The 11,489-nt window shown below is 69.9% G+C and carries 9 protein-coding genes; 7 read left to right on the forward strand and 2 right to left on the reverse strand.

The window, feature by feature from the left end:
• Positions 1-130 precede the first annotated feature (130 nt).
• Positions 131-556 (forward strand): DUF6299 family protein, encoded by a 426-nt coding sequence (locus LE548_RS05675; RefSeq protein ID WP_225095524.1) that lies wholly within the window; start codon positions 131-133, stop codon positions 554-556.
• 92 nt (positions 557-648) lie between these two features.
• Here the strand turns inward: LE548_RS05675 and LE548_RS05680 are convergent, their stop codons facing one another.
• On the reverse strand, positions 649-1,137 hold the full coding sequence (locus tag LE548_RS05680) for a hypothetical protein (RefSeq protein WP_225095525.1): 489 nt from the start codon (positions 1,135-1,137) through the stop codon (positions 649-651).
• 244 nt (positions 1,138-1,381) lie between these two features.
• On the opposite strand from LE548_RS05680, the gene LE548_RS05685 reads away from it, so the two are divergent.
• Positions 1,382-3,283 carry a galactose oxidase early set domain-containing protein gene (locus LE548_RS05685; protein ID WP_225095526.1) on the forward strand — a complete coding sequence of 634 codons (1,902 nt, stop codon included), beginning with the start codon at positions 1,382-1,384 and terminating at the stop codon, positions 3,281-3,283.
• Between the two features lie 113 nt (positions 3,284-3,396).
• A complete protein-coding gene (locus LE548_RS05690) occupies positions 3,397-5,667 on the forward strand; it encodes a Dyp-type peroxidase (RefSeq protein WP_225095527.1) in 2,271 nt (756 codons plus the stop codon).
• Positions 5,668-5,680: 13 nt separating this feature from the next.
• Here LE548_RS05690 and LE548_RS05695 read toward each other — a convergent pair whose 3' ends face one another.
• Entirely contained in the window at positions 5,681-6,415 is a 735-nt protein-coding gene (locus tag LE548_RS05695) for a GntR family transcriptional regulator (RefSeq protein WP_225095528.1), read from the reverse strand.
• Between the two features lie 291 nt (positions 6,416-6,706).
• Between LE548_RS05695 and LE548_RS05700 the strand changes: the two genes are divergently transcribed.
• The 4 genes from LE548_RS05700 (at position 6,707) to LE548_RS05715 (ending at position 11,469) form a co-directional block, all read left to right on the forward strand.
• On the forward strand, positions 6,707-7,984 hold the full coding sequence (locus LE548_RS05700; RefSeq protein WP_225095529.1) for an extracellular solute-binding protein: 1,278 nt from the start codon (positions 6,707-6,709) through the stop codon (positions 7,982-7,984).
• A gap of 163 nt (positions 7,985-8,147) precedes the next feature.
• A complete protein-coding gene (locus tag LE548_RS05705; protein ID WP_225095530.1) occupies positions 8,148-9,146 on the forward strand; it encodes a carbohydrate ABC transporter permease in 999 nt (332 codons plus the stop codon).
• The gene (locus LE548_RS05710; protein ID WP_225095531.1) at positions 9,143-9,973 is read left to right on the forward strand and encodes a carbohydrate ABC transporter permease; all 831 of its coding nucleotides are present in this window, start codon (positions 9,143-9,145) and stop codon (positions 9,971-9,973) included. The genes LE548_RS05705 and LE548_RS05710 overlap by 4 nt, the downstream gene beginning before the upstream one ends.
• An 8-nt stretch (positions 9,974-9,981) precedes the next feature.
• Entirely contained in the window at positions 9,982-11,469 is a 1,488-nt protein-coding gene (locus LE548_RS05715) for a glycoside hydrolase family 3 protein (protein WP_225095532.1), read from the forward strand.
• The last annotated feature ends 20 nt before the right edge of the window (positions 11,470-11,489 follow it).

An 11,489-nucleotide genomic window follows, 5' to 3' on the forward strand; every position in this document is an offset into this window, starting at 1 on the left:
GACAACTCCCGGACGGTCCCATGACGCGCCACCGTTGGAGTGACGGTCACGCCGCTCGGTGCGGCCGCCCGGTATCCAGTGGATCCCTCTGCCCCAGGAACCTCGACCCCATGAAACCGGGAGGTACCCCATGCCCGTCCGTCCCGCCCTCGCCGCGGCCCTCGGCGCCGCCGCCCTGCTGTGCGCCGCCGCGGTCCCGGCCGGCGCCGACCCCGCCGAGACCGTCACCGTCGACTCCACCGGCTCGATCGCGGCCGACGGCACCGTCACGCTCTCCGGCACCTACCGCTGCGTTTCCGGCACCGGGCCGGTGCTCGTCAGCTCCTCGGTCAGCCAGAGCGACCCGCGCGTCAAGCACGGCATCGGCGGCAGCGCCGCCCGGTGCGACGGCGCCGAGCACCGCTGGCAGAACTCCGGCAAGGTCTCCCTGGAGACCCTCAAGGCCGGTGCCGCCCATGTGCAGGCCACGCTCCTGGAGATGCGGCCCGCGGGCATCGCCCTCATGCCCGTCTTCCACGCGATCGACGACCTGGACATCGCGCTCGTGAACCGGTGAGCGCCGGCGATGCGACGGGCGGCCCGCGGGGGAGCGGGCCGCCCGCGGCGTGACCGGGCCCGCCGCTCCCGTCCGGCGCGGCCGGGGAGGTGTCACATGCCGTGCATCGGCGACTCGTCGCTGCACGTGACGTAGAGGGTCAGATCGGCCGGACCGGCGTCGTGCCGCTCCTCGCTGCCGCCGTCCGGGCGGTGCTGCTCGTGCTGCTCGTGCTGTTCATGCTGCGGCTTCGGCTTCTGCGGCATCTGCGGCTGCTGCAACCACGTGGTCTTGCGCACGGTGACGATCCAGCCGCTGGCGTTGTCGTTCGGCCGGTTCTCCCACACGTCGGCGGGGGAGTCCTCGGACAGCCGGGTGCCTGTGCGGGCGCTCAGGGCGTAGCCGCCGCCGTAGGCGTGCTGCTGTGGCGGGCAGAGCACCTCGTGGCGGGTGCCGTCGGCACCGCCGGGGATGAGCTGGCCGGTGATCTCGCGCGGCGGCTGTGGCGGGTCGGCGAGCGCGGTGGCCGGTGCGACGGCGCAGCCGAGCAGGGCGAGGGCTCCCGCCGCGGCGAGGGGGACACGGACACGGGTGGCGGTCATGCTGATGGCTCCTCGGGACGTTCTCGGGAAGGGGGACTGGCTCGCTCATTGGAGCCCGCCGGTCCGGCCCTCCTCCGACGGACACGCAGCGTTACCACTCATCGGGGTAAAACGGTCAATCTTTCGAGCAGATCGATCGCGATCGCTACCGTGTGTGATTAACTGCGCCTGTTCCGTCACTCTACGTGGTCGTCCTGTGCTGCTCCGTGCCCGCACGGCGTCCCGTGTTCCCCCGAGGAGCCCCATGTCCCGCAGAGGGATCCCCCGCAGCCGGAGATGGACGTTCGCAGCCGGCTGCGCCGTGGTCGTCCTGTCCGTCACCGCCCCCGCCGCACTCGGCTCGACCCCGTCCGCCCGGCACGGCTTCGACCCCCATCCGGGCGGCGTCCGCATCACCCGCGAGCAGATCGCGAAGGAGATCCGCCCCGAGGAGGTCAAGGCCCTCGGCCGGCCCCGTGCCGAGCAGCTGGCCCGCGACCGCATCGGCCTGCGCGCCGTCGACGCCGGTTATCCGCAGCCGATCCGCACCCGTAGCCTGAAGGAGCACACCGACTCGCAGGCCGAGGCGAACGCGGCGTTCTCGGCCGCCCAGTCGGGCGAGTTCAAGCAGTACATCAAGAGCCCGGACTACGGCGACCACGTCGCCCTGCTGCCCACCGGCAAGGTGCTGCTGTTCTCCTTCGAGGCCGTCGAGGACAACCCGAACAAGGAGACCGCGCCCACCCAGGTCATCGGCCGTCAGAACGCGGGCCGCGCCTACGTCTGGACCCCGCCCGCGCCCGACGACGACACGGGCACCGGCACCTTCAAGGCCGTACCGCCGCCGACGGTGGACATGGACGACGGCCTGAACGAACCGCGCCCCGCCCCGATCTTCTGCGCCGGACACGCCTACCTGCCCAACGGCATGGTCGGCATCTTCGGCGGCAACCTCGGCGGCAACCACGGCACCGGCGCCCACCTCGCCTTCGTCTTCGACCCCTGGACCGAGACCTGGCACCGGCAGCAGGACATGGCCGAGGGCCGCTGGTACCCCTCGGTCGTCACCGGCGCGGACGGCCGGCAGTTCATCACCTCCGGCCACGGCGACGTCGGCTGGGGCAAGCTCTCCAAGACCATCGAGCGCTTCCCGGCGAAGAACACCGCCGTGTCGTTCGACAAATCGAGCGTCCCGGACAACCAGCAGCTCGACAAGTGGCAGATCAAGGCCGACTACGCCACCGACTACCCGCAGCTGTTCTCCCTGCGGGACGGCAGGATCTACGGCTTCGGGCGCGACTACAACCAGCAGTACGTCTTCGACCCGGCCACCGAGACCAGCCAGAAGCTGCCCGACCGCCCCGACGAGGAAGGGCGCAAGTACGGCTCCGCGGTGCCCCTGCCCAACTCCACCCCCGGCAACGGCCCCGACTCGGCGCTGATCCTCGGCGGTGACCGCAACAACCCGAAGACGTACCGGTTCTCCAACGGCAGCTGGACCACCGACAGCTCACGCGCCTTCGGCCGCACCATGGACGACACGCTGATCTTCCCGGACGGCCGGCTGTGGACCGTCAACGGCGCCTTCGACATCCGCGACTACGGCAACGGCGAGTACAACCCCACCGCCGACGACAAGTGGCGCCAGACCGAGCTCCGTGACGCGAACGGCACCTGGAAGCTCGGCCCGCAGCAACGGCTGCCGCGCGGCTACCACTCCAACGCGGTCATCCTGCCCGACGGCCGCATCATGATCACCGGCGACGAGCTCCAGGAGATCGCCAACAACCCGGACATCAAGTCCGGCATGAACGGCTCCATCGAGATCTTCAAGCCGCCGTATCTGAACCAGGGCGGCGACCGGCCCGGACTGCGCACCGTGCCGGACGGGCCGATCGGGTACGACACCGACTTCCAGATCGACACGACCAATGGCCGGCTGGCCCGCAAGGTCGTGCTGATGGCGCCCATCACCTCCACCCACTCGGTGGACACCAGCCAGCGCCGCATCGAGCTGAAGATCAACGCGCGGGCCGGCAACACGCTGGACCTGCAGAGCCCGCTGTCCGCCAAGGACGCCCCGCCCGGCTACTACCTGCTCTACGTCCTCGACGACCGAGGCGTGCCCAGCATCGGCAAGTGGGTGCAGCTGCGCCCCAGCGCCTGACCGTCCCGAACCGTCCCCTGCCGCAGGACTCCCGGGCGCCCCGCCCACGGGCCGCCCGGGGACTTCCGGCCACCGAAGCACGTCCCCGTCCCCACACCACCAAGGGAGACCCCATGGCGCTGCGCGACAGCACCGAGATCCAGGGCGACATCCTCGCCGGGTTCAAGAAAGACAACATGACCCTGCTCTTCCTCCGCTTCGGCGACGCGGCCGCCGCCCGGAGCTGGCTGAAGGACCTGGTCCTGCAACTGGCGACGACCCAGCAGGTCCACGCCTTCAACGAGAAGTTCAGCGAGGCCCGCCGCAACTCGATGGGCTCCGACCCGGCCATGAAAGCCACCTGGCTGGGCCTCAGCCTCACCTATCCCGGACTGACGGTCCTCACCGGCAAACAGGACCTGCTGCCGGAGAACGACGGCATCGACACGGTCGGCGCCTTCGTCCAGGGTGCCGCCCGACGTGCCAAGCCACTGGGCGACGTCGACAACAACGCGCCCGACAAGTGGCTGTTCGGCGCCACCCAGAACCAGGTCACGCACGCCGTGCTCACCGTCGCCGCCGACGACAAGAACGACCACGACAGGCAGCTCACGCGCCAGACGGACGCCGCCACCCGGGCCGGCATCGTGATCGTCCACACGCAGGCCGGTGCCACGCTGCCCGAACCCCGGCGCGGCAAGGAGCACTTCGGCTTCAAGGACGGTGTCAGCGAACCGAACGTGGAGGGCATCGAGGAGAAGCCCGAGCCGGGCGCCCGGCTCCTCTCCGCCGACTTCTTCGTCCTCGGTGCCACCGGCAGTGCCCTGCCCGAGGGCGTGCCCGAGTGGATGCGCAACGGCTCCTTCCAGGTGGTACGGCGGCTCGGCCAGGACGTGCCCGGCTGGTGGGCGCAGGTCGGCACGGAGCTGAAGAAGCTGAAGGACGCCAAGGTGGTGGGGGAGAAGACGTCGACGGAATGGCTCGCCTCCCGCCTGGTCGGCCGCTGGCGGTGCGGCGCGTCGGTCCACAACCACCCCGACGCCACCCGGGACCCGCTCCTCGACGACCCGAGCATCAAGCCGGACAACGTCATCAGCTACAAGAACGACCCCGACGGCGTGATCACCCCGCTCTTCTCCCATCTGCGCAAGACCAATCCGCGCGACGGGCTGATCGACGAGGGACCGGTGGACGAGCAGAAGTTCCTCGACCGCCGCCGGATCATCCGCCGCGGCATCCCCTACGGCGCCCCGTTCGACCCCACCTCCCCGGGCGGCGGCCCCGACGAGGAGCGCGGCCTGGTCTTCATCTGCTACCAGGCCGACCTGGTCGACCAGTTCGAGTTCATGCAGCGGAACTGGGTCAACACCCCCAACTTCCCGCCGGGCCGTAACCCCAAGCCCGGCCCGGACACGATGATCAGCGGGGTGCTGAGCAAGATCGGCAACGGTGACGTCGCCTTCGAGACCGAGACCGGCGGCGAACACAAGATCACCAAGCTGAACTTCCGGCCCTTCGTGAACACCGAGGGCTCCCTCTACGCCTTCACCCCCTCGCTCTCCACCCTGCGCAAACTCGGCGAGGGCCGGCTGGACGCTGCGGCGGACGGACAGCGGCCGCAGCCGAAGGTCCAGCCCGGCCCGGTCGACGAGATCCTGCCCTGGATGGACGTCGAGGGCCGGTACTGGGTCTTCTCCGGCAACCAGGTCCGGGTCGTCGGCACCGGCGCCGAGGACGTGGACCAGCTCACCACCGGCTCGGACGACGCCACGGGGATCGTCTTCGGCGACCCTGTGGACCTGTCCACCTGGCCCGCGCTCCAGGGCGTGGAGCGGGTCGACGCGATCTGGCCGGTGCCGGACGAGCAGAGACTGAACGGCGAGAGCAGCTACTGGCTCTTCCACACCGTGAACGGCACCCAGGTCTACCGGCGGATCTGGATCGCTCTCAACAGCCGCCACAACAGCCGTACCAGTGGCGGCGACATGCCGCTCACGAACTGGCGGACGGCCTTCGGCGGAACCACGCGTGTCACCCATGTCGACGCGGTTCTCCCGGTGCCCGACATGCAGCACGTCAACGGCAAGTCGCAGTACTGGCTCTTCCACACCACCTCCGCGGGCCAGCGCTACCGGCTCGTTTCCGTCGCCGAGGAGCCGTACCACACGGACAGCCTCGACCGGGACGACCGTGAACTGTCCAAGTGGTCGTCCTTGAACGGCATCACCAAGGTGGACGCCTTCGGGTTCGTCCTCGGCAAGTACCAGGCCGGCGGCAAGACCTGGTGCTGGGTCCAGCACGACGGCGGTCAGTACCGCACCATCTCGATCGCCGACGGCTTCGGCCACCAGGACGAGCAGGTCCGCGGCTCGCGCCCGAACACCCCCTGGTTCCGGCGCGGCTGAGCCGCCCCGCAGGTCAGTGGCCGCCCGGCCGGCGCAGGGCGGCCACGAACTTGTACCGGGACCCCCGGTACACCGAGCGCACCCACTCCACCGGGGTGCCCTCCGCGTCCCGCGAGTGGCGGGACAGCAGCAGCATCGGCAGCCCCACGTCGGTGCCGAGCAACTGCGCCTCGCGCGGGGTGGACAGCGAGGTCTCGATGGTCTCGTCGGCCTCCGCGAGATGGACGCCGTAGACCTCGGCGAGCGCGGTGTACAGCGAGGGCCGGGTCGTGAGCTCGCCGCGCAGGCCGGGGAAGCGGCGGGCCGACAGATGGGTCGTCTCGATCGCCATCGGCTCGCCGCCGGCCAGCCGCAGCCGCTCGATGCGCAGCACCCGTTCGCCGAGCCCGATGCCGAGCAGGCCCGAGAGCTTCTCGTCCGCCGGTATCTCCCCGATGTCCAGCACCTGCGAGGCCGGGGTGAGGCCCTGGGCGCGCATGTCCTCGGTGTGCGAGGTCAGCTGGAGCGTGCGGTACAGCTTGGGCTGGGCGACGAAGGTGCCCTTGCCCTGGATCCGGTCGAGGCGGCCCTCGCCCACGAGTTCGGTGAGCGCCTGCCGGATCGTGGTCCGTGAGGTGTCGAACCGGACTGCGAGCAGCCGCTCGGCGGGCACGGCCGAACCGGGTTGCAGCGCCTCGGTCATCGCGAGCAACTGCTGCTTGATCCGGTAGTACTTCGGCACGCGCGCGCTGCTGACGTCAGGGGTCATGCCTGCCTTCCCGGCTGTGTGAGTGGTCTCCCGTTATAGCGACCCGTCACGCATTGGTCTAGTCCAACCGGGAAGCCCGGCAAAAGGGGACGGAGTCCCTCCGGTGACGTTCTCGTAACGGCCTCCAGCGGCTTCTGGAGCCACCCTTGACACCCCGAAAGGTCTAGGCCAAGCTCCACCGTACTGGTCTACACCATTAGTGGCCAGGTCCCGAGCCCTACGTGCAACAGCGTCGTACGCAGGTCACCGCCGAGGGCGTGGGGGGTAAGCAGCATCCCTGAGGAGGGTGGCGTGAAGCGCAAGCTCGCTGCCGCGATCTCGATCGCGGGCATGATGGTCTCCGTTGCGGCGTGTGGCGGGAACGGCAAGGACAGCTCCAAGGACGCGGGACCGGACAGCTGGAAGGGCCAGACGCTCACGGTCTGGACCATGGACGGCTCCGCGCCCCCGCAGTGGTCCAAGGACGTCCAGGCCGCCTTCGAGAAGAAGACCGGCGCCAAGCTCAAGTTCGAGATCCAGAAGTGGGACGGGATCCAGCAGAAGATCACCACCGCCCTCTCCGAGAACAACCCGCCGGACGTCCTGGAGGTCGGCAACACCCAGACCCCGGCCTACGCGGCCACCGGCGGCCTCGCCGACCTCTCCGACGTCAAGACGGCGGTCGGCGCCGACTGGACGCCGTCGGTCTCGCAGTCCTCCGTCTACGACGGCAAGCAGTACGCCGCCCCCTGGTACTTCGCCAACCGTGTCGTCATCTACAACAAGGCGATCTGGGCGAAGGCCGGCATCACGAGCACCCCGAAGACCCGGGACGAGTTCCTCAAGGACCTGGACACCATCGGCAAGAAGACCGACGCCGAGCCGCTCTACCTGCCGGGCCAGAACTGGTACTTCCTCGACGGCCTGATCATCGGCCAGGGCGGCGACCTGGTGAAGAAGCAGGGCAGCAAGTACGTCTCCAACCTCGCCGACCCCAAGGTCGCCGCGGCCATGGAGATCTACAAGAAGTACGCCTCCTACTCCAAGGCCCCCAAGGACAAGGACGAGGCCACCCCGCAGCAGGCCACCATCTTCGCCAAGGGCAAGACCGGCGCCTTCATCGGCATGGGCTGGGAGGCCGCCACCGCCATCCAGACCGACAAGGCCATCGAGAAGCAGATCGGCTACTTCACCATCCCGGGTGCCACGGCCGACAAGCCCGAGGGCGTCTTCCTCGGCGGCTCCAACCTCGCCGTCGCCCAGAACAGCAAGCACCAGTCCCTGGCCAAGGAGTTCCTGAAGATCGCCCTGTCCGACCCGTACGAGGGCGAACTGGCCAAGCTCAACGGGGTCATCCCGAACAAGACGGCCCTGCAGAGCAACCTCAAGGGCAACGGCGCCGCCGAGGCCGCCGCGCCCGCCGCTGCCGCCGGCGGCACCACCCCGCTGATCCCCGAGTGGGCCGCGGTGGAGAACACCCCGAACCCGATCAAGTCGTACATGACCGCGGTCCTGAACGGCAAGGACCCCGCGGCGGCCGCCAAGGACGTCGAGGGCGAGATCGACAAGCGACTGGCCCAGCAGAACTGATGACCCGCGCCGGGGGCGCCAGGGCCTGTCCGGCGGATCAGGCCGGCTTGAGGCAAGGGTGCCTCATAAGCAGCGATTCCGGCAGGATCCGCCGGACAGGCCCTAAGTGCCCCCGGCTCAGTCGTCCGTACGGCCGGTTCGGCCATGGAAGAGATGGCAACTCATGTCAGTGCAGACCCAGGGCACGGACACGGCCGGGGAGCCCACTGTCCGCAAGGCCCGGATACCGAGGCCGCCACGGGGTGCGGACCGTGACCCCGCCTCCCCCGCCCGCCGCGGTGCCGGCGCCCCCTACCTGCTCGTCCTGCCCGCGCTGCTGGCCACGGTGGTCCTGCTCGGCTGGCCCCTGGTCAAGAACGGCATGCTGTCGTTCCAGAACCTCAACCCGCGGCAGCTCATCCAGCACCTCACCGAGTGGAACGGCGTCGAGAACTACCGGAGCGTCCTGAGTGAGCCGGAGTTCTGGCACGTCGTCGAGCGCTCGGTCTTCTTCACCGCCGCCAACGTCGTCCTCATCATGGGGATCGGCACCCTGATCGGCCTGCTGCTGGCCCGGCTCGGCAAGAAGATGCGGCTGCTCCTCATGATCGGCCTCGTCCTCGCCTGGGCCATGCCCTACGTCGCGGCCACCACCGTCTACCAGTGGCTGTTCGCCCAGCGCTTCGGCGTCGTCAACTGGGTCCTGGACAGGCTCGGCTGGCACTCCATGGCCGACCACAACTGGCTGGGCAGCCAGTTCTCCACCTTCTTCGTGGTCATCGTGCTGATCGTGTGGCAGTCGGTCCCCTTCGTGGCGATCAACCTGTACGCCGCCACCACCACGATCCCCAAGGAACTGTACGAGGCCGCCGCCCTGGACGGCGCCGGCGCCTGGCAGAGCTTCACCTCGGTCACCCTGCCCTTCCTGCGGCCGTTCCTGTACTCCACGACCTTCCTGGAGGTCATCTGGGTCTTCAAGTCGTTCACGCAGCTCTTCGCGATGAACGAGGGCGGACCCGACCGCCTCACCGAGACCCTGCCGATCTACGCCTATGTCGAGGGCGTCGGCAACCAGCACTTCGGGGTCGGCGCGGCGATCTCCTTCCTGACCATCGTGGCCCTGCTCGTCATCACCTCGTACTACCTGCGCATGGTGCTCAAGCAAGAGGAGGACGAGCTGTGAAGCGCTCGCTCTTCGGCCGTCTGTGGCCCAACGCCACCGCCGTCGTCCTGTTCGCCGGCTTCGTGTTCCCCGTCTACTGGATGTTCGCGACGGCCTTCAAACCGACGGGCGACATCATCTCCGAGAACCCGGTGTGGTTCCCGACGAACATCACCCTCAGCCACTTCAAGAAGGCGGTCGACGCCGACCACTTCTGGACGCTGGTCGTCAACTCCGTGACGGTCACGGTCCTTTCGGTCGTCTTCTCTCTCGTCATCGCCCTGTTCGCGGCCTTCGCCCTGGCCCGCCTGCGGTTCAAGGGCCGGCGCGGTCTCATCGTGACGTTCATGCTGGCGCAGATGGCCCCCTGGGAGGTCATGATCATCGCCATCTACATGATCGTCCGCGACAACGACATGCTGAACAGCCTCGTTCCGCTCACCGTCTTCTACACGATGATGGTGCTCCCGCTGACCGTCCTGACGCTGCGCGGCTACGTCGCCGCCGTGCCCAAGGAGCTCGAAGAGTCCGCGATGGTCGACGGCTGCACCCGGGTCCAGGCCTTCCGCCGGGTGATCTTCCCGCTGCTCGCGCCCGGTCTGATGGCGACCTCGCTGTTCGGGTTCATCACCGCCTGGAACGAGTTCCCGCTCGTCCTGATCCTGAACAAGGACGTCGAGAAGCAGACCCTGCCGCTGTGGCTGTCGCAGTTCCAGACCGCGTTCGGCGACGACTGGGGCGCCACCATGGCCGCCTCGTCCCTGTTCGCGCTGCCCATCCTGATCCTCTTCATCTTCCTGCAACGCAAGGCTGTCAGCGGTCTCACCGACGGCGCCGTGAAGGGATGACCCCGCCGATGACCACACTCGCCACCGGCCCTGACACCCTGACGCGGGACGCCCTCGCGGTCCTGCAGCCGGGGTTCGACGGCACCACCGCGCCGGACTGGGTGCGCCGCCGCCTCGGCGAGGGCCTCGCCTCCGTCGCCCTGTTCGGCCGCAACGTCGTCACCGAGAGCCAAGTCACCGCGCTCACCGCCCAGTTGCGCGCCGAGCGGGACGACCTGCTGGTCGCCATCGATGAGGAGAGCGGCGACGTCACCCGCCTGGACGTGCGCACCGGCTCCACCTTCCCCGGCAACCACGCCCTCGGCGCCGTCGACGACCCCGGCCTCACCCGGGCCGTCTCCCGCGAGCTGGGCCGTCGCCTGACCGCCTGCGGCGTGAACTTCGACTGGGCGCCGTCCGCCGACGTCAACGCCAACGCCGACAACCCCGTCATCGGGGTGCGCTCCTTCGGCGCGAGCACCGACCTGGTCGCCCGGCACACCGCCGCCTGGGTCGAGGGCCTGCAGTCCACCGGCGTCGCCGCCTGCACCAAGCACTTCCCCGGCCACGGCGACACCAACGTCGACTCCCATCACGCCGTACCCCGCATCGACGTCGACGCCGACACCCTGTACGCGCGCGAACTGCCCCCGTTCCGCGCGGCGATCGCCGCCGGCACCCGGGCGATCATGAGCGCGCACATCCTCGTCCCGGCCCTCGACCCCGACCGGCCGGGCACCCTCTCCTCCCGCATCCTCACCGAGCTGCTGCGCGGCGAACTCGGCTACCAGGGCCTGATCGTCACCGACGGCATGGAGATGCGGGCGATCTCCGGCACCTACGGCCTGGAACACGGCGTGGTCCTCGCCATCGCGGCCGGCGCCGACGCCATCTGCGTCGGCGGCGGACTGTGCGACGAGGGTACGGTCCTGGGGCTCCGGGACGCGCTGGTGGCCGCCGTACGCTCCGGCGAACTGCCCGAGGAACGCCTCGCCGACGCGGCCGCCCGGGTGCGCGACCTCGCCCGGTGGACGGCCGAGGCGCGCGGCGCCGGCACGGACACCGCGCCCCACCCCGAGATCGGCCTGATCGCGGCCCGCCGAGCCCTCCGCGTGACCCGCACCGCCGCCGTATCGCCTCTCAACTCACCTTTGTACGTCGCCCAGTTCGAGCCCGCCCGCAACATCGCCGTCGGCGACCAGACCCCGTGGGGCGTGGCCGCCGAGCTGGAGCGACTGCTGCCCGGGACCACCGCCGGCTCCTACACCGGCGACGGCGCCGCTGCGGAGGTGCTCGCCGCCGCCGACGGCCGCCGGATCGTCGCCGTGGTCCGTGACGAGCACCGGCACCCCTGGATGGGCGCCGCCCTCGACACCCTGCTCGCCGCCCGCCCCGACACCGTCGTCGTCGAGATGGGCCTGCCGCAGGCCGCCCCGCGCGGCGCCCTGCACATCGCCAGCTACGGTGCCGCCCGCGTCTGCGGGGTGGCGGCGGCCGAGGCCGTCGTCGCCGGCTGACCGAAGCGGCCCCCGCCGGC

This window comes from Streptomyces sp. CoH27, from assembly GCF_020181035.1.
Lineage (GTDB): Bacteria > Actinomycetota > Actinomycetes > Streptomycetales > Streptomycetaceae > Streptomyces > Streptomyces camelliae.